This window comes from Limnothrix sp. FACHB-881 (assembly GCF_014698135.1).
Classification (GTDB): domain Bacteria; phylum Cyanobacteriota; class Cyanobacteriia; order CACIAM-69d; family CACIAM-69d; genus CACIAM-69d.
The window spans coordinates 215,540-241,933 of sequence record NZ_JACJSN010000002.1 but is presented as its reverse complement, the minus strand read 5'-3'; the positions used below and the strand labels follow the sequence as shown (position 1 = coordinate 241,933).

Annotated in this window: 15 protein-coding genes; 10 read left to right on the top strand and 5 right to left on the bottom strand. The window is 53.6% G+C overall.

Features of this window, described 5'->3' with window-relative positions:
- The first annotated feature begins 9 nt into the window (after positions 1-9).
- Together H6G52_RS03470 and H6G52_RS03465 are read left to right on the top strand one after the other, a co-directional pair.
- Positions 10-753 (top strand): HAD-IIB family hydrolase, encoded by a 744-nt coding sequence (locus tag H6G52_RS03470; protein ID WP_190526460.1) that lies wholly within the window; start codon positions 10-12, stop codon positions 751-753.
- A gap of 315 nt (positions 754-1,068) precedes the next feature.
- A complete protein-coding gene (locus tag H6G52_RS03465) occupies positions 1,069-2,220 on the top strand; it encodes an NAD-dependent epimerase/dehydratase family protein (RefSeq protein WP_099532643.1) in 1,152 nt (383 codons plus the stop codon).
- 123 nt (positions 2,221-2,343) lie between these two features.
- Here the strand turns inward: H6G52_RS03465 and H6G52_RS03460 are convergent, their stop codons facing one another.
- Complete coding sequence (locus H6G52_RS03460; protein WP_190526458.1) at positions 2,344-3,651, bottom strand: pitrilysin family protein; 1,308 nt, start codon at positions 3,649-3,651, stop codon at positions 2,344-2,346.
- Between the two features lie 504 nt (positions 3,652-4,155).
- Here H6G52_RS03460 and H6G52_RS03455 point away from each other — a divergent pair.
- On the top strand, positions 4,156-6,300 hold the full coding sequence (locus H6G52_RS03455) for an ATP-binding protein (protein WP_190526456.1): 2,145 nt from the start codon (positions 4,156-4,158) through the stop codon (positions 6,298-6,300).
- Between the two features lie 621 nt (positions 6,301-6,921).
- Positions 6,922-8,973, top strand: a complete 2,052-nt coding sequence (locus tag H6G52_RS18985; RefSeq protein ID WP_370567662.1) for an ATP-binding protein — start codon at positions 6,922-6,924, stop codon at positions 8,971-8,973.
- A gap of 97 nt (positions 8,974-9,070) precedes the next feature.
- Here the strand turns inward: H6G52_RS18985 and H6G52_RS03445 are convergent, their stop codons facing one another.
- Positions 9,071-10,729 (bottom strand): NAD(P)/FAD-dependent oxidoreductase, encoded by a 1,659-nt coding sequence (locus H6G52_RS03445; protein ID WP_190526452.1) that lies wholly within the window; start codon positions 10,727-10,729, stop codon positions 9,071-9,073.
- Between the two features lie 117 nt (positions 10,730-10,846).
- On the opposite strand from H6G52_RS03445, the gene ftsE reads away from it, so the two are divergent.
- The gene (gene ftsE, locus H6G52_RS03440; RefSeq protein ID WP_099532638.1) at positions 10,847-11,584 is read left to right on the top strand and encodes a cell division ATP-binding protein FtsE; all 738 of its coding nucleotides are present in this window, start codon (positions 10,847-10,849) and stop codon (positions 11,582-11,584) included.
- Between the two features lie 122 nt (positions 11,585-11,706).
- Here the strand turns inward: ftsE and H6G52_RS03435 are convergent, their stop codons facing one another.
- Together H6G52_RS03435 and psbA are read right to left on the bottom strand one after the other, a co-directional pair.
- A complete protein-coding gene (locus H6G52_RS03435; protein WP_190526450.1) occupies positions 11,707-12,981 on the bottom strand; it encodes an FAD-dependent hydroxylase in 1,275 nt (424 codons plus the stop codon).
- 259 nt (positions 12,982-13,240) lie between these two features.
- Positions 13,241-14,323 (bottom strand): photosystem II q(b) protein, encoded by a 1,083-nt coding sequence (gene psbA, locus H6G52_RS03430; protein WP_099532637.1) that lies wholly within the window; start codon positions 14,321-14,323, stop codon positions 13,241-13,243.
- Positions 14,324-14,471: 148 nt separating this feature from the next.
- Here psbA and cofG point away from each other — a divergent pair, with 148 nt between their 5' ends.
- The 4 genes from cofG (at position 14,472) to H6G52_RS03410 (ending at position 21,790) form a co-directional block, all read left to right on the top strand.
- Positions 14,472-15,614 (top strand): 7,8-didemethyl-8-hydroxy-5-deazariboflavin synthase subunit CofG, encoded by a 1,143-nt coding sequence (gene cofG, locus H6G52_RS03425; protein WP_190526448.1) that lies wholly within the window; start codon positions 14,472-14,474, stop codon positions 15,612-15,614.
- Positions 15,615-15,656: 42 nt separating this feature from the next.
- Positions 15,657-16,787: a GNAT family N-acetyltransferase gene (locus H6G52_RS03420; protein WP_099532635.1), complete on the top strand. Its 1,131-nt coding sequence runs from the start codon at positions 15,657-15,659 to the stop codon at positions 16,785-16,787.
- 437 nt (positions 16,788-17,224) lie between these two features.
- Positions 17,225-18,901, top strand: coding sequence for a citramalate synthase (gene cimA / locus H6G52_RS03415; RefSeq protein ID WP_190526446.1), 1,677 nt, complete (start codon positions 17,225-17,227; stop codon positions 18,899-18,901).
- Between the two features lie 468 nt (positions 18,902-19,369).
- Positions 19,370-21,790 carry a CHASE4 domain-containing protein gene (locus H6G52_RS03410; RefSeq protein ID WP_190526444.1) on the top strand — a complete coding sequence of 807 codons (2,421 nt, stop codon included), beginning with the start codon at positions 19,370-19,372 and terminating at the stop codon, positions 21,788-21,790.
- Between the two features lie 101 nt (positions 21,791-21,891).
- Here the strand turns inward: H6G52_RS03410 and H6G52_RS03405 are convergent, their stop codons facing one another.
- Positions 21,892-22,650 carry an ABC transporter permease gene (locus H6G52_RS03405; protein ID WP_190526442.1) on the bottom strand — a complete coding sequence of 253 codons (759 nt, stop codon included), beginning with the start codon at positions 22,648-22,650 and terminating at the stop codon, positions 21,892-21,894.
- Between the two features lie 1,133 nt (positions 22,651-23,783).
- Here H6G52_RS03405 and H6G52_RS03400 point away from each other — a divergent pair.
- Positions 23,784-26,249, top strand: a complete 2,466-nt coding sequence (locus H6G52_RS03400) for an ATP-binding protein (protein WP_190526440.1) — start codon at positions 23,784-23,786, stop codon at positions 26,247-26,249.
- Positions 26,250-26,394: the final 145 nt, after the last annotated feature.

Here is a 26,394-nt window from a genome sequence, read left to right as displayed (position 1 = left end):
TGGTGATCTATGGTTTTTGCAACGACCGCGCCCCGTTGGGTGCTGGCGACGGATTTGGACGGAACCTTTCTGCACGGCTCCCAGGCCGATCGCGCTGCGTTTTATCAACGGATTGAACAACAGCGCGATCGGCTGATTTTGGTTTTCGTGACCGGTCGCCATTGGCAGCTCATTGAACCGCTGTGGTCGGGCGATTGCCCAGTGCCCCAACCGGATTTTGTGATTGGCGATGTGGGCACAACGGTCTATGACGGTCAGGGCCGCCCGATCGAAACCATCCAAACGGAAATCGCCAATCGCTGGAATTGCGCGAACGATCGGGTCAAGCGCTTGCTGGCGGGGGAGCCAGGTCTCTCGTTGCAGCGCGGGGAATTTGCCTACCGCGTGTCCTATGACTACGACCCGCAATTATTGCGGCAAGCTACGCTGAACCTGATCCAGGCGGCCGGTTTTGATGTGATTATGTCCGCCGATCGCTATTTGGATGTGATGCCCAAGGGCGTTGCCAAGGGATCTACCCTGCAACGACTGGCCAAGCTGGAGCGCTGGCCGGGCGATCGAATCATCACCGCCGGAGACAGCCTCAATGATTTGAACCTGTTGGCGGCGGGCTACCGAGCGATCGCCGTGGGCAACAGTGAACCCAAGCTGCTGGCGGCATTGGGCGATCGACCCACCCTCTACCGCAGTCCCCATCCTGGCCTCTTGGGCATTGTGGATGGGTTCCGCCATTGGCAAGTGGACTTGTTTTGAGCCATCGGTTTGCAGCAAGGACTTGCAGAAAGTACCTGCCTAGAAAATATTTGCAAATAATCACAAACCGGCAACCGCTGATCAGTCAGCGATCAATCGCTGATCAATACAACGATCAATCAACGATCCACCGACAACCAACCCGCAACCAATCAGAACTCGAAAGCAAGATCTTAGTGCTCGAAACGCCCAGCCCATCAGGAGCCTATCAGGATCAATCGGGATCCAGCGCCCATCCTTCAGTGGAAGGCCTAAATTTAACCAAACCCTGATAGATTGAGCGAAACAATCGGCAAGCGCTAGCTCCAAGAAGTTATGAGAGTCCTCGTCATTGGCGGTGATGGTTACTGCGGTTGGGCAACGGCTCTATACCTGTCCGATCGCGGTCATGAAGTTGGCATCCTGGACAGCCTGGTTCGTCGGCACTGGGATCAACAACTGCAAATTGACACCCTGACCCCCATCGCCCCGATCAAGCAGCGCATCCAACGGTGGAAAGACCTGACCGGCAAACACATTGACCTCTACGTTGGCGACATCACCAACTATGCTTTCCTGGATCAGGCTCTGACCGAGTTTCAACCTGAGGCGATCGTTCACTTTGGGGAACAGCGATCGGCTCCGTTCTCGATGATCGATCGCGAACATGCCGTGTTGACCCAAACCAACAACGTTGTCGGAACCCTCAACCTGCTCTACATCATTCGTGAGAAGTTCCCCGACTGTCACTTAGTCAAGCTGGGCACCATGGGCGAATATGGCACGCCCAACATCGACATCGAAGAGGGCTACATCACGATCGAGCACAACGGTCGCAAAGATACCCTGCCCTATCCCAAGCAACCCGGCAGTTTCTATCACCTCTCGAAAGTCCACGACTCCCACAACATCCACTTTGCCTGTCGGGTTTGGGGTCTGCGGGCCACCGACCTCAACCAAGGGGTGGTTTACGGCGTGTTGACCGACCAAACCGGCATGGACGAATTGCTGATCAACCGGTTGGACTATGACGGCGTGTTCGGCACAGCACTTAACCGCTTCTGTATTCAGGCCGCCGTGGGCCATCCGTTGACGGTGTATGGCAAGGGCGGCCAAACCCGCAGTTTCCTGGACATTCGCGATACGGTGCGCTGCGTGGAGCTGGCGATCGAAACGCCTGCCAAACCCGGTGAATTCCGAGTGTTCAACCAATTCACGGAACTGTTCAGCGTTTTGGACTTGGCCAAGAAAGTCCAAGAGGCCAGCGCGGCCATGGGTCTGAAGGTGGAAATCAACAACATCGAAAACCCCCGCGTCGAAGCCGAAGAACATTACTTCAATGCCAAGAACACCAATCTGCTGGATTTGGGCTTGCAACCACACTACCTGTCCGATTCGCTGCTGGATTCCCTGTTGAACTTCGCGGTGAAATACAAGGGGCGGGTGGACAACTCGGAAATTTTGCCGAAGGTGAAGTGGAAGGGTTAATCAACAGCTAAAACCACTAAAAGGTCAAGAACAAGGGCAAGGGGCTGAAGTTCCTTGCCCCTAATTTTCTGATTTTCTTGGGACTTTTTGGCTTTGGCCTGTTTTGGTGCTCGCTGGCTGCACTTAGGGGGTCACCAACAGGGCCGGCTCCACGGCGGCGGCGGGGCCCGTCAAAACCATGTGCGGTGCGGCAAAGTAGCGATCGGCCACCGTTTGAATATCTTGGGCACTCACTTGGGCGATCGCGGTTTGAAAGGTGCGATCGAACTCGCGACCCAAGCCCAACACCTCATACCAACCATAGAGTTGAGCCAACTGGGCGTTGGTTTGCTTACCCAGGGCGTATTGACCCAAGAGCTTATTTTTGGCGGCGGTTAACTCTGCCGCTTCGATCGGGTGATGAATCAAGCGTTCCACCTCCGATTGCAACCCGGTGATCGCCTCGGGCACATTCTGAGGCGCAGTGCCCATGTAAACCACAAAGTGCGACGGGCCCAAGCGAGTGGGATAGAGGGCCGAAACTTCATAGGCCAAGCCGCGTTTTTCCCGCAGCTCCACAAATAGGCGACTCGAAAGGCCATTGCCCAAATAGGTGCTGGCCAACTTCAGCGCCGCATAGTCCGGGTGATGTTGTTGCTCGGTTGCGGTTGAATCCGTTCCCAACACCGATGCGGCCCCATAACCCAACATGACGATCGCCTGCTGAGTTTCCTGGGCGATCGCCCGTTGCTCAATGGTGTTGGGCAAGGGCGGAAACTGCGGCTCCACAATGACTTGATCGCTCACCTGCCAATCGCCAAACACTGCTTCGATCGCTTTCAAAGCTTCCTGGGTGCTCAGGCAACCGGACACCGCGATCGTCACCCGATCGGGCTGGAAGTAGGTTTGATGAAACGCCTGCAAATCCGCTGGGGTCAGTTGTCCCGTGGTGGTTTCCGTGCCCAATGGTGAAAACGCATAGGGATGCTCTGGCCCATACAGCACTTGGCGCAGTTGATCAAACCCCAGGGAAAACGGCTGCTCGCGTTGGGAACGAATCCCCTGCAACATCAGCGATCGCTCCAGTTCCACCTCCGACTCCGGAAACGCGGGCGATCGCAACAACTCTCCCGCCAAGGACAGCAGATCCACAAAATCGTGGGACACACTCTTGAGGCTAACCAGAAAGTAATCGGTGCTGGCATCCGTGCCCAAGCTAGCCCCAATCGATTCCACCCGCTCCGCAATTTCCATCGATGACAGGCGTTCCGTGCCCTTCGTCATCACCGCTGCCACCAAGTTGGCTAGCCCCGCTTTCGATCGCGCCTCCCACAGACTCCCAGCCTTAATGAAGATACGAGCCGCCACAATGTCCGCTGCCGGATTTTCGATCGCAATTGCCGTCAAACCATTGGGAAAAACATGGTGCTGAACTGGGGGCGCAAACGTCATGGCGAAAGAAACGAGAAATTGTTTTGCACAATACATTCTCACCCCTTTTAACCTGTTTGGGGGCGATCGTACTGTTCATCTTGATCGCTTCCGGCCACCCATCCACAGGTCTGCTTCCCCAAATCATTCAGTCAAGGAATCCGGTTGGTTGCCCTTGGAATCCGTAAAGCTCCAAAGGCTACGATCGGGGCGATCGCCCAATCCCCACCGTTTCATCGATTACTTAAAATTCTGAAAAGAAGATGTCAAAATAGGGGCACTGGCAGATCAAGAATCAGCACTCAATTGCAATTATTTATAGCTAAAAACGGATCTCCAATCAATTAAGAAGCCGATCCTGATCATCCTCCATCCCATTTCCTCCAAATGAAGCCCATTTAGTCCTAGCAAATACCTCAAGAGTCCCTTAATTTCCTGAGGAATAGCCACAATTGTTAGTCACCAAAGCCAAGCCCAGAGCGCATCCCCTTCGCAACTCACTGCTCTTTCCAACTATTGATCCCTATGCTGGCCAAGTGGCTCCAGAGATTACGAGATCGCCTGCTTGTTCGATCCATCAGCACCCAACTTTTTCTCTACGTTTTGGGTGGGGCCCTCGTGGCCTTGGGAACCATGGCCGCCGTCTTTTATCGCTCCATTGAACGGGAATCCCTTGGGCGAATTCGTGCGGAACTGAACGCCCAAGTTGAATTTACCCGAGGGCAACTATTAGAGTCGCAGCGCTACATTGAAATTCTGTCGGCGGCTGTTTTGACCAATCGCGATCGAAATATTCAAGATCCAGAATTCTATAAGCAACTAACTTTAGAATTTTTCAAACAACGTCCCAGCTTAGTGTTGGGAGTAGGCTTCGGCCAAAATGCCTTTCAGGTTTTGCGTGATCGTCAGTGGTTTTATCCATATTTTTATGTCGATCAAGGTCAGCCCAATCCGATCGGTGAGCGCCTACCACCTCCCCACTCCGACTGGATTTACTCAGAGTTGTATAAAGACGATCAATATCCTGACCAACATTACTGGCGAATTCCTGTGGGTAATCAAAAGGGAATTTGGATAGAACCCTATGAGTGGTCAAATATTGTCATGACCAGCTACTTAGTTCCCTTCTATGACAGTCAAAAAAACCTAGTTGGTGTGGCAGGAACAGATTTCAGCGTGACCGAACTCAGCAAACGAGTCGATCGATCCGTCATCAACGATGAAGGCTATTTTGCCATCCTCAGCAGATCTGGCAAATTACTGGCTTACCCACCGAAGCGCAAGTCTCTTCAAGCCAATTCCAGCTATCGAGATTTGCCACTCTTGCGCGAACTGTGGCCCATCTTGCAGAGCAAAAATTCCGATATTATTTATCACCAAGATCAAATCATTGCCTATGAGCGAATTCCCAGTGCCAACTGGATTGCGATCGCCATTGTTCCCAGTGATGTAGTGTTGGGGCCCCTTTGGCGCATTTTAATCATCAGTGTCAGCATTGCCGCCATTCTGCTAGCGATCGCCGTATTGGGTTTTGTGCGCCGTCTCAATCGCCAACTTAAGCCGATTTTAGAAAAATGCGATACCTTGGTGGCCACGGAGAAAATCATGCCCATGGCCACCCCAAAAGCCACCACTTCAGAGGCCGTCTTCGCTTTTGCGGTTCGCGACCGGCAGCACATGGATGAGCTGACTTTTTTATGTCATTCCTTTGATCAAATGGCTGCCAAAGTGGAGGCAACTTTGCAATCTTTGGCCGAAACCAACCAAACCCTGCAAGCCACCGTTCAAGACCGCAGCGAGGCCCTAAACCAATTGCAACAAACGCAATTACAACTGATTCAAAGCGAAAAAATGTCAGGGTTGGGGCAACTTTTGGCAGGAATTGCCCATGAAATTAATAATCCCGTGAATTTTATTCATGGCAACTTAGATTATGTGCGGGACTATGTTCACGAATTACTCCAAGCCACAACGCAAGTCTATGCAATTCATGCCGGTCAAGCCAGCCCATCCAACGGTCAAGCCTCGATCGACTTTGAAGAGCTGGCGTTTATTCAAGCTGACTTGATTAAAATTTTGGATTCGATGACCGTGGGCACCGATCGAATTCGGCAGCTAGTTTTATCCCTGCGCACATTTTCCAGAACTGATCAAACCAAAGATTGTGTCACCAATTTGCACCATGGCATTGAAAGCACCTTGCTGTTGCTCAAACATCGTTTGAAAGCAACGTCTGATCATCCAGCCATTGAAGTAATCACAAAATATGGCGATTTGCCACCTGTGGAATGCTATCCAGGCCCGCTGAATCAGGTGTTTATGAATTTGCTGGTTAATGCGATCGATGCCTTGGAGCAAAAAACAGCCGGTTGGAGCGAGGCGGAAATTGAGGCTAATCCTAGCCGAATTGAAATTACCACCCAGTTTATCGCTAGTGAAAATGTGGTTGAAATCAGCATTGCTGATAATGGCCCCGGCATTCCAGAATCCGTGCAGGCAAGGATTTTCGATCCATTTTTCACCACAAAACCCGTTGGCAAAGGCACAGGCTTGGGACTGTCAATTAGCTATCAAGTTATTACGGAGCGACACCAAGGGAAAATTTTCTGTCGCTCTCAACCCAATCAAGGTACTCAATTTATTATTCATTTGCCTGCTGGTATCAAATAACACACTTAGCCATTGACGGAATTGAGTTCTCGAAGCGGTTCAGTGATTGAAAATTCTCAAATTTTCCTTACGTCATCCCAAGATAGATCATCTCCTGAATCCTTGGAATCATGGGATTTTGGGGGAATTTTGCAGAATGATTACCTCTGAAATATTGTGGAGAGTGTAAAGTTTTATTGTTGAAATCTCATGATTTTCTGTTCTAAGACCGCTATATAACAGGGGTAAGGTTTAACAGCAAATGCTAGTCCTATGCCTATTGACTATCGATATCAATTGGGATTTTCTTGGCCGGTTCGATCGGTCAGTGCGCGCCTTTTTATGAGTGTTCTTGGTGGGGCGCTGGTGGGCATTGGCAGCATGGCAGGAATTTTTTATCGATCGCTGGAAAGTAAGTCGATCGACCAAATCCAAGACACCTTGAATGCTCAGGTACAAGTCATCAATGGACAGCTCACCAACTCCCAAGCCTATGTTAAGGCGATCGGCTCAGCCGTCAGAGCCAATCAACAAGCCGGTATTCAGGATGCCGAATCCTATAAACAATTAGTTTTTGAGTTTTTTAAAAGCCGCCCTGACTTAACCATGGCGGTTTTTTTCGGTCAAGATGCCTACCAAATTGTGCGCGATCGCCCTTGGTTTTATCCCTACTTTTATGTCGATCAAGGCAGCTCGGGCATGGTGGGTCACCGCCTCCCTGCGCCTTACCAGCATGTGCGCTATTCAGAAATTTACACCGATGATAATTATCCAACGCGCGATTACTGGAAAGCCGCGATCGCAGCCCGAGGTGATGTTTGGCTAGAGCCTTATGAGTGGTCAGGTATTAAAATGACCACCTTCTATAGTCCTTTTTATAATGACCGCCGCCAACTATTGGGTATTGCAGGCGCTGATGTGAATATCTCAGCCCTAGCTCAGAAATTAAAAAGAACCGTTACCCGTGGCGAAGGGTATTTTGCAGTTTTCAGTCAAGAAGGAAAATTGCTCGTTCCACCGCCCAATTTTAAGTTTACAAAAGTCACCACCGATTACTATGACTTTGCATTATTTCGCGAAGCTTGGCTGATTCTACAGTCGCGCCCCGTGGGTATGGCTTACATGGAAGGCCAGTTCTTAGCCTATCAACGAGTCCCTAGCACGAACTGGATCGCGGTCGCTGTTGTCCCAGAATCGGTCGTTAAATATCCCATTTGGCGCACAGTCCTGATCGGCGCAGCCATTGCCGCTCTGGTATTGGCTTTTGTGGTTTATGCTGCTGTGCAATATCTTAATCGTCGCTTACAGCCCATCGTTTCCAAGTGCAATGATCTATTGATTAGTGATTTTTCCAGTAATTCTTCCATGAAGGAATCTCGCCATTTTCTCGAGAATTCAAATGGAAGCTTATTTGGAAATTCATCAGAGACCTATTCTTCATTGGAGATCTCAACCTTAGTACAAAATAGTGCAGGATTATTGACTTCAGAATCCAATGCAGCGCAAGATTTGGAGCAATCAAAATCTAGTCGATCGCCCCACAGGATGGATGAGTTGGAATTTTTGTCCTTCTCCTTTGAGCGAATGTCTAAGCAGGTTCAACAGTCTTTTCAGTCTTTGGAATCAGCGAATCAATTTCTTCAACAAACCGTGGCCGAGCGGACGGCGGCTTTAGATCAGTTGCAGCAAGCTCAAATTCAACTGGTTCAGAGCGAAAAAATGTCGGGACTCGGGCAGATGCTGGCAGGCATTGCCCACGAAATTAATAATCCTGTGAATTTCATTTATGGCAACCTTGATCACATTAAAAACTACACCACAGACCTCATTAGTCTGATTCATCAATATCAATCGATCGTGCAAGTCATTCCCCAAAACGTGCGATCGCAGTATCTTTCTGACTTAGAAAGTGAGGCTGATTTTGATGCTGAAGAACTGGCATTCATTGAGGAAGATCTAGGCAAAATCCTTGGTTCCATGACCTTGGGCACTGAACGCATCCGCCAACTGGTTCTTTCATTGCGCAACTTTTCCCGATCCGATCAAGGAATGCATCAACCCTTCCAAGTTAATGAGGGAATTGAAAGCACCTTGGCACTTTTAAATCACCGCTTGAAGGCCAACTCGCAACGACCCGCCATCCAGGTTGCAACCCAGTTGGGAGATCTTCCGTTGGTGGATTGCTATCCAGGGCCGCTCAATCAAGTTTTGATGAATTTATTGGCTAATGCGATCGATGCATTGGAAGAGCGCACAGCCCGTTGGGACTTTCCGGAGATTGAAGCAAATTCCAATCGGCTGCAAATTACAACCAAACTAGTGAAATCTGACTCATCCCAATTATCAAACTCACCAATCAACACAGACACGGTAGAAATTGCCATTACTGATAATGGTTCTGGAATTCCCCCAGCCATTCAGGCGAAGATTTTTGACCCTTTCTTCACTACTAAACCCATTGGCAAAGGCACAGGAATTGGCCTATCGATTAGCTACCAAATTATTGCGGAAAAACACCATGGATCCCTAACCTGTTGCTCGCAGCCGGGACAAGGAACAACCTTTATGATTCGGCTACCGCTGAAGCAGCCCCCCATCCCGATCGCAGGGGTTGCCCACGGAACGGGTGGGGATAGTCGTGCTCCTGTGGTTCGTTCAGAATCCCTGGAAACTGAGGGTTCAACAACCAGTTAAGTCCCTGAGAATTCACCAATTCAGAATGAACTAGCCAAGCATTAACTAACCCAGCATTAACTAGCCAAGTATTAACTAGCCAAGTATTAACCAACCGTTAGGAATGCCAATCGTTGCCAGAACCGTAGCGCCAAGCCGATCGCACCGGTTCACGAGCGGGCAAGGCCAGGCGATCACCCGCGTGATATAGCCCCAAGGCGAGATAATGCCGCATCCAATCCAACAAGGCAGGCAAGCCCAGTTGGGGAATGAGTTGAGCCACCAAGGCCGGATGGGCGATCGCCACACGGGCCAGGGCAATGGAAAGGGCGGGAAATTGCACCACGTCTTGCAGGAAGGGCCGCAGTACCCGATCGCCCGCTGCGGCCATTTCCCCAAACACCGCATCCAACAATCGATTGATTCGATCGCTCGGTAACTGTTGCCCCACAGCCACGCGCATGGCCTGCTGAAATAACCAGGTAACGGAAAGATTCGGTTGATAGGGCAGCAACAGGCTCAGGTGGGCCCGATCGAGCCGATCGGTTTGCAGGGCGTTGGTGATGCCATCCAAGAGCCGATCGAGGTGGCGCAACAGGGCCCCAAAGCCGCCAAAACTGAGGGGGGATTGCAAACCGCTGCTATCACCAATAAACAGCAGGCGATCGACCGTTGGTTGCAAAGGGCTTTGGCGAAAGGCAGGGAAAAAACCAAACAGGGCCCGCTGAAATTGCAACCCCTCCAGGGAAGGCAAGTTTTGGTAGGCGGGCAACAGCCGGAAGTAGTCCTCAAACAAGTCGTGCAAACTGGGACGGCTGGGGTGGGCATCCCCATAACAAAACAGATAGGTGGTGCGGCCCGCTTGGGCGGGGAACGCTTCCCAAAAATATTGGCGATCGTCCTGAATGCCGGTGGTCGTGGCAATGAGATCAGCGCTGTCGTTGGTAGGATAGCCCGTGGCGCAAGTGCCCACCACCAGACAAACACCATCGGGTTTGGCGGGGCCGCGAGTTTGCCGAACAATCGGGGACTGATGCCCCATGGCATCCAACACCAGCCGCGCCCCGATCGTGACCGTAGCCTGATGGGCGGTGACCCAATCCCCATAGGCAGCGTTGCCCCCGGCTCCGGTGGCTCCGGTGGGGCCGCCCAGGAGCGATCGCCCCTGCACCCAAACCCGATCGGGCTGCACGGTCAAGGAAACAAACTGGGTTTGCTCCAGCAGGATGCCCCCAGCGGCCAAGAATTTTTGCCGCAATTGGGCGACCAAAATGGCGGGACTGACTCCCAGATTCAGCACATCCCGCACCCATCGCTCCTGGCCACCCGCAAAGGAAATCCGCACGGGATTAAATTCCGAGGCGATCGCCCGCTCCAGTTCCGCCGCTGTCAACAGCCCCCGTTCAACCAAAACGGCCAATTCCGATCGGGAAATATTCCATTCCTGATCTCGCCCTTGCAGTTGTCCCCGTTCCATCAACACCACGCGCCAACCGGCCTGGGCCAGGGCCGTGGCCATCACAATCCCCAAGGTTCCCCCCAGCACCACCAAATCAACCCTGAGGGCATCGGCCGGCGGCCAGTTGTCAGGATCGGCCGGCGGCCAGTTGTCAGGATCGGCCGCCAGATTTTGTGAAGATTCGTAAATCACCGAAATGGGGGGTTTGACCCCCTGATCATCCAGCCCCCGGAGTTGTTGCCACAGGCGATCGGCTCGCGCTAAACCCGCCAACGGTTGGCCGGGGATGGTGGAAAGGAGATCGGCGGTTAAACTCATAACGAACAAGAACGAACAATTGGGTGGAACAGGGCGATCGATTCAGGCGATTGCGGGCCCAGTGGCCCAAGCTTGGCATCCTGACGACCCCCACCCTCCACAAAGGACAGAACGGCCATGGCTGGTGTGAGGTCGAATGCGGCGGCGATCGTGCAATTGCGCGAGGTGGTGAAAATCTATAACCGCAGTCAGCGCGGCCTGTTGGGGGCTAATTTACGGGTCGATCGCGGCGAATTTTTGATGATTACGGGCCCCTCCGGCGCGGGCAAGTCTACCCTGCTGAAGCTGCTCTATGGCGAAGAACTGGTCGATCGGGGCGAAGTGATCATCGATGGGCAACGGGTTAGCGATCTCAATCGCAATCAACTGGCGCTCCTGCGGCGCAAAATCGGCATCGTTTTTCAAGATTACAAACTCATTCCCCGCCGCACCGTAGCCGAAAATATTGCCTTCGTTTTGTTGGCCCAGGGCTATCCCCAGGCGGAAATTCGCCGTCGTCTCACGCCCGCCCTGCGGTTGGTGGGGCTGCTGCACAAGGCAGACCACTTCCCCGAACAACTCTCCGGCGGCGAACAGCAACGGGCCAGCATTGCCCGGGCAATTGTCAGCACGCCCCCCTTAATTTTGGCCGATGAACCCACCGGCAACCTCGACGGCGACAACTCCCAACAGATCATTGCGATCTTGGAGCGGCTCAACGAATTGGGAGCAACCACGATCGTCACGACCCATGATGAGTTGTGGGTGCGGCGCAGTCATCACCGAGTTTTGCAACTGAATGAAGGCAAGCTTTACGAGGTGCGGCCCGCCGGTCGATCGACCGCTCGGCCCGCACCGGCCGCCTGGTTAGGCTAGCAGCTTGCCAGTTTGCGATCAGTGAATTTGCGATCAGTGAATTTGCGATCAGTGAATTTGCGATCGCACGTCTGTAACCACCATCTGTAACCACCAATTGACGCGGGGCGATCGCCCAACGCTCAAGGGTTGGAATCCGCCAGGCGACCCAAGCTCGGCATTTTCCCCAGCAGTCCTGTCATCAACCTCAGGGCCAGGGACTTCAGGGGCGGAACCCGCTTGAGGGCCGCCAAGCCCAGCCGTCGCACCCAAACCACGGGCCACAGTTGGGTAGAAAAGAGTCGATCGAGCAAATCGGTGAACGCCAGGATCACCCAATTGCCCCAACGCCGCCAGCGATCGTAGCGCCGCAGCACCGCCACTTGCCCAAAGTCTTCACCCCGGGCGATCGCCCCTTGGATCACATCCACCAGGGCCGCCGCGTCGCGAATGCCCATGTTCAAACCTTGTCCCCCCACCGGATGGCAACAGTGGGCCGCATCCCCCGCCAGGGCCAACCGATGCCCCACGTAGCGATCGCACTGCATCAACCGCACCGGAAATAGATAGCGATCGCCCACCAATTCCAATTGCCCCATCTGGGGGCCAAACCGTTGGCTCAGGGCCCGCAAAAATGCTGGGTCATCCAACGCCAACATCGCCTGGGCTTCCGCGTGGGGAGCCGTCCACACCAAACGACAAACATCCCCCAAGGGCAAAATCGCGAAGGGGCCGCTGGTCTGAAACCGCTCGTAGGCAATGTTTTGGTGATGCTGTTCAGCCTTGACGGCGGCCACAATGCAGGATTGCCAATAGGCCCAACCGCGTCTGGGAATGCCGGCCGCTTCCCGCAGGGGAGATCGGGCCCCGTCCGCCGCCACCACCAGTTTGGCCCGCAGTCGCGACGGAACCGTCACCCCCTCGCCATTGGGCGCAATCACCAACTCAGCCCAATCGGCCCCGTAGTCCAAAACGGTGGCCGTGGCTGGGCCAATCCAAGTGCAATGGGGCGATCGATTCACAGCCCCTTGCAAGGCTTCCAGCAGGGTATTGTGGGCCGCCACATAGCCCAACTCCGTCTGCATTCCCGCATCTTGGGGCCAAAATTCCACCACATCGGGCCAATCACAATCGGAAAGCCGAATGCGCCGGAAGGGTTCCAGACTCGATCGCACCTGATCCCACAGGCCCAATCCCTGGAAAATTTTGGCCGAAGACAGGGAAAAGGCATAGGTCTGGGCTTGTTTTGCTGCCGTGGCCTGGGTTAGGGCTTCAATGATCGCCACTTTCAACCCCGTTTGGCGCAACCCACAGGCCACCACCAAGCCCACAATTCCACCCCCAACGATCGCTACGTCATAGGTGGGAATTGCAGCCGCTTTCGCTTCCGCCACCGCCACGTCAGATTCGCTATGCATTTCTGGGCGATCGAGCAACATAAACCTTCAATTCCTCAAATCTTGAATTCCTACGAATTCCCCGGGAGCCGCCGCAAAACCAGTACCCATAACCCAATTATCGGGCGATTCCAACCGTTCTGGATCCTGCGGATCACTGCCCGCATGAGTTTCTCAGGATCACCAATAGCAAGAGGGGAGACGATTCAAGATCGTCCCCCCTCCACTGTGTCGCTTAGACTGATTTGCTCAGGCTAGCAGGCACTCACAACCTTCAGAATTAACCGTTGATTGCGGGAGCTTGCAGAGCTACGGGAGCAGCTTCACCAGCAGCCAGATCCAGCGGGAAGTTGTGAGCATTACGCTCGTGCATCACTTCCATACCCAGGTTGGCGCGGTTGATCACATCAGCCCAGGTGCCGATCACGTGACCTTGCGAGTCAACAACCGATTGGTTGAAGTTGAAGCCGTTCAGGTTGAATGCCATCGTGCTCACGCCCAGGGCGGTGAACCAGATACCCACAACCGGCCAAGCACCCAGGAAGAAGTGCAGCGAGCGGCTGTTGTTGAACGAAGCGTATTGGAAGATCAAGCGACCGAAGTAGCCGTGAGCTGCAACGATGTTGTAGGTTTCTTCCTCTTGACCGAACTTGTAGCCGTAGTTTTGCGACTCAACTTCAGTGGTTTCCTTAACCAGCGAGCTGGTCACCAAGGAACCGTGCATTGCGGAGAACAGCGAGCCACCGAACACACCAGCAACGCCCAGCATGTGGAAGGGGTGCATCAGGATGTTGTGCTCAGCTTGGAACACCAACATGAAGTTGAAGGTGCCCGAGATGCCCAAAGGCATACCGTCAGAGAACGAACCTTGACCGATCGGGTAGATCAGGAACACAGCGGTAGCAGCAGCAACAGGAGCGCTGTAAGCCACGCAGATCCAAGGACGCATACCGAGGCGGTAGCTCAGTTCCCACTCACGGCCCATGTAGCAGAACACGCCGATCAGGAAGTGGAACACAACCAGTTGGTAAGGACCACCGTTGTACAACCACTCATCCAAGGAAGCAGCTTCCCAGATGGGGTAGAAGTGCAAACCGATGGCGTTCGACGAGGGGATCACAGCACCAGAGATGATGTTGTTCCCGTACAGCAGCGAACCAGCCACGGGTTCGCGAATGCCGTCGATGTCAACCGGGGGAGCGCCGATGAAAGCGATAACGTAGCAGATGGTGGCAGCCAGCAGGGTGGGGATCATCAGGACACCAAACCAGCCCACGTACAGGCGGTTGTTGGTGCTGGTTACCCACTCGCAGAACTGATCCCACACGGAAGCGCCTTGGCGCTGTTGCAGGGTTGCAGTCATGGTTGGATGAATTGCTTTGTAGAAGAATGATTTGGCGGGTTTTGTTTCCCACGTGAATATAGATTAACCGCTGTGTTTAGTTTTGTAAAGAGGTTTTGACGATGATTTACACAAATTCCATTTTCCTTAACGTTTGAGGTCAAGGGCCATGGCCGATCGCACAGAGGCGGATTGCCGTACCCGTCAGCCTTTGGGGTCTCTGGTAACCTACAGCGCTGCCTACACGCTGGTTCCCACCTATGAATGTTTCAACCGCTGTCAGTACTGTAATTTTCGGGTGGAGCCGGGGGCCGATCGCTGGCTGGGCCTGGCAGAAGCAACAGTTAAGCTTCGATCACTCACCAATCCATTGCGGGATTGTTACAAACCACAATCGGGGCAATTCCCGATCGCCCCGACCAGCCCCCCCAGCTCCGGGCCGATTGAGATTCTGATTCTGAGTGGGGAGGTGCATCCCCGCAGTCCCCGGCGATCAGCCTGGATTCGGCGCATTGAGTCCCTCTGTCGGTTGGCACTGCTGGAAGGGTTTTTGCCCCATGCCAATGTGGGGCCGCTCGATCGCGAAGAGATGGCTTATCTGAAAACGGTGAATGTTTCGATGGGCTTAATGATTGAGCAGGTGAGTCCTGCCCTGGCCCAAACCGTCCATCGTCACGCCCCCAGCAAGGATCCATCCCGACGGTTGGCGCAACTGGCCCAAGCGGGGGAGTTACAGATTCCCTTCACCACGGGTCTATTAATTGGGATTGGCGAAACCGAAGCCGATCGCCTGGACAGCTTGCGAGCGATCGGGCAAGCTCATCGCCAGTACGGCCACATCCAAGAAGTAATCGTGCAACCCCACAGCCCCGGTCGGGATCAAGTCTGGGAAGGGGAGGCCTGTTCGGCGGCCCTGTTGCTGGAAACGGTGGCGATCGCCCGGGAACTGTTACCACCGGAAATTGCGATTCAAGTGCCGCCCAATCTATTGAAAACAGCGGAATTGCTGCAACGGGCGATCGAACTGGGGGCAAGCGACCTGGGGGGAATTTGCCCGATCGATGAGGTGAACCCCACCTATGAACACCCGAGCCTGGCCCAACTCACCGACTGGGTGGCCGCAGCGGGCGGACAACTGCGCCCCCGGTTACCGATTTACCCCGCCTTTGACGACTGGTTAAGCGATCCAATGCGATCGCTCGTGCAAAGCTGGCGCGATTTCCTCGGTTCCTCCCCAGATTCGCGAGATTCCCTCGGGCGATTCGACCCGAAACCAGGGCCTACAATGCAGAAGTTAATCAGCCGGCCCTAAGTCCGGTGTTCACGCCCGTTCCCATCGTCTGGTCTTGCTGCTATGTGTGCTTTGGAAATTCGCCCCGTCAATACGCCGGCTGATTTGGAACAGTTTTTAGATGTGCCCGATCGGGTCTATCACCAGGATCCCTATTGGGTTGCCCCCCTACGCAGCAGCATCGCTCGGCAATTGTCACCGGAGAATTCATTCCGCACCTATGGTCAATTACAGGCTTTTGTGGCCTTGAATCCTGAACCGGTGGGGCGGATTGTGGCCACGGTGAATCAACGATTGGTGGAAAAGGAAGGGGAAGCGATCGGGCTATTTGGCTATTTTGAAACCATCAATGATTTCAGTGTGGCCCAAGGGTTGTTTACGGCTGCTGAAACTTGGTTAAAAGCACAGGGCATGACCAAAGTTCGCGGCCCCATTGATCTGTCTACCCACAATAATTGCTTGATGCTGATTGATGGGTTTGATTCCCCACCCATGGTGATGATGCCCTACAACCCTTCTTACTATCCTGAATTGGTGGAGCAAGGGGGATTCAGCAAAGCAAAAGATGCCTATGCCTATGAATATCCGCTCGATCGCCCCTTACCCACTGAGTTTGAAAAAGCCTATAAAATTGCCACCAAATCCGGCGTGAGCTTCCGCTCCATTGAAACCAAGGGTGAAGCCTTTGAGCGAGATGCCAGGATTTTATATCGTCTATTCACCGAAGCTTTTTCAGGAAATTGGAGTTCTACGCCACGCACCGAAGAAGAGTTTTTGGAAGAAGCGCGATCGCTCCAACAATTGGTTGATCCCGATGTGGTTTTGATTGCAGAAGTGGACGGAAAAGCAGTGGGATTTTTCATGGGCTTGCCAGACTACAACATCCCGCTCAAGGAAGTGAAAGGCAAGCTGAACTGGTGGGGAACGTTAAAGTTTCTTTGGTATCGGCGGCAAATCGATCGGGGGCGGGTGGTTGCCATTTGTTCTTTGCCGGAATATCAACGCAAATTGGTTCCCTTGGCCTTGATTTATTTGGGATTGCGAGCTTGTCAGCAAAAGGGCAAACCCTACCGCACCTCTGAGTTAGGTTGGGTTTACGAGGACAATTCCCGATCGCGCCGTTTGATCGAAGCGGCCGGCGGCAAAATCTACAAAACCTATCGCATTTATGAAAAATTCCTATCTCTAGCCTAGGCAATCTCTGAGCAGTAACTTAGGGTACTTGCCAAGCACCAGTCATCATCGGGGCAAGGGGCTTAAGCCCCTTGTCGTCATCGATCAATGAGGCCCGCAGGCATTGGTCAACAAGCCCCACAGGCATCGATCAATAAGTCCCGCAGATATTGATCAGTAAGCCCCACAGGCATCGATCAATGAGGCCCCCAAGATAGCGGTTTTAGCTCTTCAGACATCCCTATTCAAGCTGGATTCAATCCGGGATTAAAACCCCTGAAAAACTTCACTCGCAATGCCCCAGAAAAGGCGCGATAATAGCATCATTGGCACTATTTCGCGCCTCTTCGCATGGCTGCCCAGTAAGTTCATGGGCCCTGAGCGATCGGCAATAGGCGATTCAGTTAATCGGCCATTTACTAGGCCCTTGATAGGCGATCGGTTTAGGCACTGCAACCATGGTTTTCTCCGCCCCCGCGCCGGATGCTGCACCCAGCAACGGCCCCGCCCAGCCCAGTTCTCACCAGGCAAGTCCTCAACTGTGGCTCTATGACACCACGTTGCGGGATGGGGCCCAGTCGGAAGGTCTCTCATTTTCCATTGAGGACAAGCTACGGATTGCCCGCAAGCTCGATCGCCTGCGAATTCCTTTCATTGAAGGGGGTTGGCCCGGGGCCAATCCCAAGGATGTGCAGTTTTTTTGGCAACTTCAGGAAGAGCCGCTGGAATTTTCCGAGGTGGTGGCCTTTTGCTCAACCCGCCGACCGGGCATGAGCGCCGAGGAAGATCCGCTCCTGAAGCCGATTTTGGCCGCTGGGACACGTTGGGTAGCCATTTTTGGAAAATCTTGGGACTTGCATGTGACCGAGGGCCTCAAAACCACCCTCGATGAAAACATCGCCATGATCCGCGACTCGATCGCCTTCCTAATCAGCCAAGGGCGACAGGTGATCTACGACGCGGAACATTGGTTTGACGGCTATTTGGCGAATCCCGACTACGCGATCGCCACCCTCAAGGCAGCCCACGAGGCCGGGGCCGCTTGGTTGGCCCTCTGCGACACCAATGGCGGCACGCTCCCCCACGAGGTGGCTCGGATTGTGGCTGAGGTGCGGGAATGGCTGCCCGCGGCCCAATTGGGAATCCACACCCACAACGATTCCGGGACGGCGGTGGCCAACGCGATCGCCGCTGTCCAAGGGGGCGCAAGGATGGTGCAAGGCACGATCAATGGCTATGGCGAGCGCTGTGGCAATGCCAACCTCTGCACCCTGATTCCTAATTTGCAGTTGAAACTGGGGCTGAACTGCATTCCCGCCGCCCAGTTGGCGGAGTTGACGGCCACCAGTCGCTTTGTCAGTGAAGTGGCGAACTTGGCTCCGGACGATCGCGCGCCCTATGTGGGTCTGTCTGCCTTTGCCCACAAGGGCGGGATCCATGTCAGCGCCGTGGAGCGCAATCCCCACACCTATGAACATATCTCGCCCGATCGGGTGGGAAACCAACGCCGAATCGTCATTTCTGATCAATCGGGTTTGAGCAATGTGTTGGCCAAAGCCCGCTCCTTTGGCTTAGATCTCGACAAACAAGACCCCGCCTGTCGGCAGATTTTACAAACCCTCAAAACCCTGGAAAATCAGGGCTATCAGTTCGAGGCCGCCGAAGCCAGTTTTGACCTGCTGATGCGAACGGCCCTCGGTCAGCGATCGAGCTTTTTTGTCCTGAAAGATTGCCGCGTTCACTACGACTTTGGTGAACCGAGCGATCGGGAATCCTTGGCCACCGTCAAGGTCACTGTGGGCGATCGCACCCTGCTGGAAGTGGCGGAAGGTAACGGCCCCGTGGCGGCCATGGATGCGGCCCTGCGGCGAGCGCTGGTGCAGTTTTATCCAGTGGTGGCTCAGTTCCACCTCACCGATTACAAGGTGCGAATTTTGGATGGCGGCGCGGGCACATCCGCCAAAACCAGAGTCCTGGTGGAATCCAGCGACGGCCACCAGCGTTGGACAACCGTGGGAGTCTCCGGCAACATTTTGGAAGCTTCCTATCAAGCCGTTGTGGAAGCGATCGAATATGGCCTGATTCTTCATGGTATTCAGACTTTGCAACCACTGCCCCTACCTTTGGAGGTCTAAAAAGTCACATCTTTGGCAACCCTATGCCACGGAGGTGTTGCGCCAAAGTGCCATTCTCGAAGCAGGATTTTAGGGCTAAGAAATAGAATTCCCGATCGCAAAAGCAAGGGTTCAATCATGAACCTTTGCTCATCTTTAGTGCCCCAGATTCCAGCGATCCTACGGATTTTCCCTGAACTTGCGCCCCCCTGAGACCACATGGGGCCAACCGGAATCGGGACTAATTTTCCGCCCTGGCCGCCCGTCGGGTCTGAGTCGCGGCCGCTCCCATGCCCACCCATCGGCTGGGCAATCTCCCTGGCAGTTTGCTCCCCAAGATATTTACCATTAATTCAAAAACGAGTTAACCCGAAAGAAAGTTATCTAAATTGGATCCCAGAGGAAAAAATTTAACAATAATTGAAGTTGCGACCCCTCTATTTGTGATAACTCTGAAGGAAAGATGGAAAAGGATCTTGAGGCAGTTCTGTGCTGAAATCAGCTTCGTCTGAAGGTGAGCAGGTGCGACGCGGCTTTCGGCAGCTCGTGGTGACCATTTTGTTGGTATCAGGGTTGCTTTACACGGGCGTGGCGAGTGTCCTGCTGAACACCATCACCAGCCTCGAACAAAGAACCATCGAAGAACATACCAACCGCTTTACTCGGTTACTTTACCGGCGATCGGCCCAGCTTTTGCCATCGGCCTGTGACTATGGCTATTGGGATGCAACCCATCAGTTTCTAAGGCAGCCCAATGAAGACTTTATTCGCAATAATTTTAGTCCAACCAATTATCAAAGTTTTGATTTAACCATCATGGGCGTGGTGGGTCGCGATGGCAAAATTCGCTATGCCCGAGAGCGCCAAGTTTCAAATCAGTCCGGCAGCACCGCCAACGATCGCTATCATGAACCCTCCACAACCCTGACGTATTTTTTGCAATCCTTGCCGAAAGGATTTCAATCAAACCCAGACCAAAAGCGGCTGGCGGGTGTGGTAGCCATTGACAATGATTTATTAAGCATTGCCATTTGCAGCATTCCCAATCCTCAAAAACCAGATCAAGTGGATGGTTGGTTTGTGATGGGTCAGCGGCTGGATGCTCGCCTGCTTCAAGATTTAAGCCAATTGGTTCCGGGAGCTTTGGAAATTAAGGTCAGCCGTCATTCCAACAATTTGCCCCTCTATGGAGCCTTTGATTTTACGGGTCAAGCCAGACGAAACCAGCGCACCGAAGTAACTGATTCATCGCGCAATTTGGTGGGTTATCGCTACTTAGTGGATGTGTATGGCAAACCCAGTGCGATCGCCCGGGTCACCATTACGCGCACCCTACACCAACATAGTTTGTATGGACTCTTGAGCATTGGCGGCATTTTGGTGCTGCTCAGTTTGGGATTCATTAGCCTGGCTTGGCAGGCCCTGCAACAGGCTTTGCAGAACTTGGATGAGCGCGATCGAGCGGAGGCCGCCCTAATTGAATCGGCCACTCAAAATCTCGATCGGGAAACCTATCGCGCTCGCATCATGGAACTGGAGTTAATTCTTCAAGATTTGCGGGCTTCTCAGGCTCAGTTGATCCACAGCGCCAAGATGGAAAGCTTGGGCAAAATGGTGGCGGGCATTGCCCATGAAGTGAATAATCCCGTGAGCTTTATTCAGGGTAATCTGCGACACCTTAAAAAATATCAACAGGATCTTTGCGACCTAATACGGCTGTATCAAAAATATTATCCCGTTGCCTACGATGAAATTTTAGATCGTAGCCGAGAAGTGGATTTGGCTTTCATCTTAGAAGATAGCGATCGGGTCATTCAGTCCATCGATCGTGGAGCCGATCGGATCTATCGGATTGTGAATGCCCTGCGCAATTTTTCGCGATTAGATGAATCGGATTTGAAATCGGTGGATCTCCATGCGGGCATTGACAGCACGATCGAACTCTTAGACCACGCCTTAGAAGAACGCTCATTCCGACCAGCGATTGCGATCGAGCGAGTCTATGGCGAATTACCCCTCGTTGAGTGTTATGCACGCCAGCTCAATCAAGTTTTTATGCATTTACTCATGAACTCGATCGACTCCCTCGACGAGACCATGAAAAAACACTATCAACGCATTCACGGCAAACCGGCAGACTCAGCCCCGAGCACCCCAACCACCGCTCCCGTCATTTTGGGGGCGGAGCCAGGAACCGAAATTGACCTTAGCAATTCAGAACCCATTGATGGAGAAAGCTATCGTTCACCGGTCTTGAAAACCTCCGCTGACCTACCCGCAAAGGCCCCCCGAAATTTCGGTCAACCAACGAGCCAACCGAAGCTGGAAAATGCGGGTATCGACAACCTAAATTCTGGAAATGCTAGTACTAGCAATAATGCCAACAACACCAACAATAATCGTCGGAATCGAGGGGCTTCCTTTGCAGAGCAACTGAGATCCAAATTGCAAACCTTTGATGCTAATGGTTCAGGATTTGAGGCGGCTAAGGCTCCATTGCAACCCACCATCACAATTCGCACCAAAGTGGATTTAAACCGCTGGGTTTTGATTTCCATTGCTGACAATGGCTTAGGCATTGACAAACAAGTTCAATCGCGATTATTCGACCCCTTTTTCACAACCAAACCCGTTGGGCAAGGCGCTGGACTAGGGTTATTTATTAGCCATCAAATTATTACGCAGCATGGTGGACAACTTCGCTGCATCTCTGAGCCGGATCAAGGTAGTGAATTTATTATTTTGTTGCCCCTGAAGCAGATTCGCGAAACCAAACCCCAGGAGGAGTTGGCGATGAAGTTGCGATTTAACCAGCTTCAGCGGGGCTTGAGTCATAGTCACGATCGATCGCCCCATTTGGCTTCGGCTCCGGTAGTTTCTGGCACCGAGGAAGAAGCATCCAAAGGTTAATTACGCCACGGGAACTCTGTCCCTATGTAGTCCGCCACCGGGGGCAAGTTGGTACAAGGTGGCTCAATCCGGCCGAGCGTAATCGGCCTAGCACGATCGCTCTAGCGCAATCGCTGGGCGATCGGGTCAAAGCACAAACGACCAGCCCCCCAGGACACCACCAGCGCACCAACGGAGACAGCCAGCGCCGCCGCCACCATCACCAAGAGCTGCACCGACACAGCCATCAGCGGATCCATGCCTGCCAGCAGGGCCCCACTCACCAAGCCTGGCAAAGTGAATAGTCCCGCGCTGGTGAAACCGTTTAACGTTGGCACAAGGGCCGATCGCAGGGCAGCACGGCGATGGGGGGCGATCGCCTGTTGGGCCGTGGCCCCCAAACTCAATCGCTGTTCAATATCGTTGCGGTGCGATCGGGCCGCCATCATCACCTGTTCCCCTGCGATCGCCGCCCCATTGGCCGCCGCCCCCAACACCACAGCCCCCACGGGAACCCAAACCCGAGGCTCAAACCACTGCCCCGGCCGCAGCACCAACAGCACCACCGGCACACTGGCCAACAGTCCGGCCCCCAACAGCCCGCCCAGCAGCCAGGGCAAGAGTTGGGGCCATCGTTGCCCCATCTGTTGGTGGGCGGAAACCACCGCCAGCCCCCACAATCCCCCCAGGGCGATCGCCAGACTGCCCGGAGACGGAGCCGCCCAAACCAAGGCCAACAAGCTGCCCACCGCCGTGAGTTGCAACAGGGCCCGCCCGATCGCCCGGCCCCAAGCCCACGTCAGCCCCAAGCCTTGACTGGCACAGAGGCCCACTGTCCCCAACGCCAATCCTCCCAGCCACAACAAATCCACTGGTTCCATGAAAGAACCCAACTCAAAAAGACCTTAACGCCATCCTAAATCACGCATTAATTACGCATTAATTACGTATTTCTCCACAATTTCTCCACAATCCCTTCGCCATTACCACGTTGCCACCCTGTTGGGGCTGCGTAGTTGATCTGAAATTAATCTGAAATTGATGTGCAATTAATACACCATTAATGCGTCATCTAACGATCCTGATGCACCATTGCTACGAAATAAATCTGCAATTATCATGTCGTTAACCTAGGATTAATTGAGCCTCCAAGTTAGATTTTCTTGAATAATTGATCGCAGTTATTGATTGCAATGATCAATTGTAATGTTTTATTTCATTTCAAAAAGTTTTGAACATTTCTTCTATTAAAAACTACATGAATAATTTTATGGATCTTGAGAACAATCTTGAGATTTAGTTGAAAAACCTCAAGAAAGTCACACTGACTACCCATTTCTTGAACAAGATTTTTGTCATGATTTCAGAATTTTTCATTCCTTAAGTGATCCGGATTGAATTTGGAAGAGCCAGATTTAATTACAGAATTAGAATCCAGAAACTTTTTAGATTAATTTTCTCGTAAATTGACTATCTTAGAATTACTCAAGTAGAGAACATTGATGCGAGATGGCTCCATCAGCCATTGGGCTTAGTGATCGTTGCTATTGCCCAAAGAGGCGACCACAGGGCATTTCTCATCTTTTTGGCGATTCTCTTTTGATGTTTTTGTCAATGCCCTTGGCCCTATTTAGTGTTGGCTACCAGGAAAGAAGGCATTTTTCGGCGGCTTTGGGTTGGGTGAGTGATTTCAAAATAATTCTCATTCCCTGGCCCCATTGAGAAAACCTCTAGTCAGGACGAGTTAGCGCACTGTTTCACTTTGACCCCGCATCTGCCGGAATCAAGTTCTGGATTAGTTGGCTGCCATTAAGCTTTCACTGCCGGGATGATCCCAGTCGTCAACGCCTCAAACAACGGTCAAATGTGTCATGACAATCTGAATAGTGTGGCTGAATTTGGTGATTGAGGTTGAACCGTTTATCCGTTACAGGCTGCCTGAATTTACGCAAATCTACGTCGAATTTGGGAGTTTCTGCCATCCCCTAGAACGCTGTCTGCCAGCGTACCGATCATGAGTGGCTCGTTTGCGCAATCACTGCAATGGACCTTGACGGCGGAGGGCTGTCAACAGGTGCGATCGCTGCTCTGGCAGTCAACGTTGGATTGTCTCCAGGAATTAGGGAATTTGCCGGAATCCGGGGCGATCGCCACAGAGGGGGACGCGACGATCGGGAAGCGACAGCAGCCCGCTTTTGCCTTGGTGACGGGGCCGGGGCTGGCTTGGTTGTTGACCATGGAGCGATCGAGCGAGGACGAGACCCCAACCGGGATGGCAACGGAAGCGCCGGAATCATCGATGCGACGGGGGCGGGGCCGAGGTCACAAGGCCAATGGCCGCGGGCCGATCGAGGATCCAGCGGCCACCACTCACCAAACCCTACGCCAGGGTTTAGATCAAACCACGCTCCATCCGGGGATCTATCACCTGCGGCTGACGGACGATCGGCGGGCCATTCAGGCGCTAATGAAAGAACGGGGACTGTTGAAAGTGCCCCAGGGCTGGCATAAGGCCAATGCATCACTGCAATCGGCGGTGTTGGTGCGGTGGCTGGCCACTTGGACGCAGACCCTGGCGACTCCTTTGTTGACCCAGGCCCCGGCCCCTCGGCCCTCCCCAACCCAATTGGAGGGCGATCGCCACCTGATTGATTTGCTGGTGGGGATTGTTCAGGAACAGGAATTGCCCGTGGTGATTGACCGCGCCTTGCAAACCCTCTGCCAAGGCTTGCGGGTCGATCGAGCGTTGATCTACCAATTTCAGGCGCGGTTACAGTCCATTCGGCTCTGGCGACAGGCGGATCAGGCGGCGGGGCTGCCCTCCCCTTGGGATGATCCGAACTGGCAAATGACTCGCGATTGCGTGACCTATGAAGCGCGTTTGGACGACCAGGTGGGTTCGGTGCTCTATGAGGGGGCCGATCGCTGCTTTGTGGATGACTTTGAACCCCAATGGCGATCACAGGAACAGGAAACTTGGATCGTCAACGATGGGGGGCGCGATCGGGCGGCGCGGGCCCAACTGGCCGTGCCAATTTTGGCTCCCATGCGCGGATCGGTGGGGTTATGGGGATTTTTGGTGCTCCATCAGTGCGATCGGGCCCGGCTTTGGACTCCCGAAGAAGTGAGCCTGGCCCAACAGATTGCCCAGGGCTTGGCCGTGGCCGTGCGGACGGCTCACCTGGATGCCACCTTGCAGCAGCAGCAACAAACCCTCGGTCAGCAAATCAGCACCCAAACCAGGGTTTTGCAGGAAGCCCTGCTGGCCGCCAAATCGGCGGCCCGGGCCAAGAGTGAATTTTTAGCCACCATCAGCCACGAGCTGCGCACCCCCTTAACCTGCGTGATTGGCCTGTCGGCTACCCTGTTGCGCTGGTCTTTCGGGCAACTGAACCAAAAACAGCGCGACTATTTGCAAACCATCCACGACAGCGGCGAGCATTTGCTGAAGTTAATTGAAGACTTGCTGGAAATGTCGCAGGTGGAAGCCGGGCGCACCGTCTTGAACGTCAGCGATTTTTCAATTACCCAACTGGTGTACTCGGTGGTGAATGGCGAGCGGCCCCACGCCATTGAGCGCGGCATTGAACTGTTGTTGGAAGTGCAAATTTTGACCAAAGACGATCGCTTTTCGGCCGATTGTCATCGCGTGCGGCAAATTCTTAGCAATTTATTGGGCAATGCGATCAAGTTCACGCCCGAAGGTGGCCAGGCGATCGTCCGAGTTTGGCGCGAACAAGACCTGTTGATGTTGCAGGTGGAAGACACGGGCATCGGCATCCCTGAAGATTGGATCCCGCAACTTTTTGAGATGTTTCACCAGTTCGATCCGTCCTACGGGCGGGTCTACGACGGCTTGGGTTTGGGCTTGGCCCTGACCAAGCAGTTAGTGGATCTGCACAAGGGCTGGATTGAGGTGGATTCTTTGCCCGATCGGGGATCGACTTTCACGGTGGGAATTCCCTCCCAAGCCCCCGCCGCCGAGCAACCCACCGCTCTCAACGAAGAAGAACCGGTGGATTGGCGACCGTCAGGCTCGGTAATTCTGATCGATGCCCAAGAGGAGCGGGCGATCGCCGTTTGTGAGCTGCTGATGGCGGCCGGCTACCAAGTGGTCTGGACTCCAGACGGGGCGATCGCCCTCTCCCAGCTAGACGTGTTGCAACCCCAGGTGGTGATTGTCAGTTTGCGGCTTCCGGGCATGGATGGTTGGGAAGTGGTGGCCGGATTACGCCGCCAAGCGCCCCGAGTACAAGTGCTGCTGTTGGGCGATCGCGCCGAGGCCTCACCGATTTTGGTTGATCATCCCAACCTGACCGTGGATGTGGTGCTGGGGGAAAAGTTTGACCCGGAACGGCTTTTGCACGAGGTGAACACCCTGTCTCAAGCCGCCGCCCGCGCCATGCGCATGAACAGCCAAGCCACGGGCGTGATGACCCGTGCCCGATCGCCCCTCGCCGATCGCTCAAACGAGCGATAACCGACGATTGAGCGCGACCCAACCGATCGGGGATTGTCGTTGCCTCGGGATAGGTGGCGGTCAATCGACAAACCGTAGGGTATTTGGGAGAACGCTTTTGGGGGAACGGTTTGGTTGGCTCGTCTCCCACGCACCGCAGCCGCCC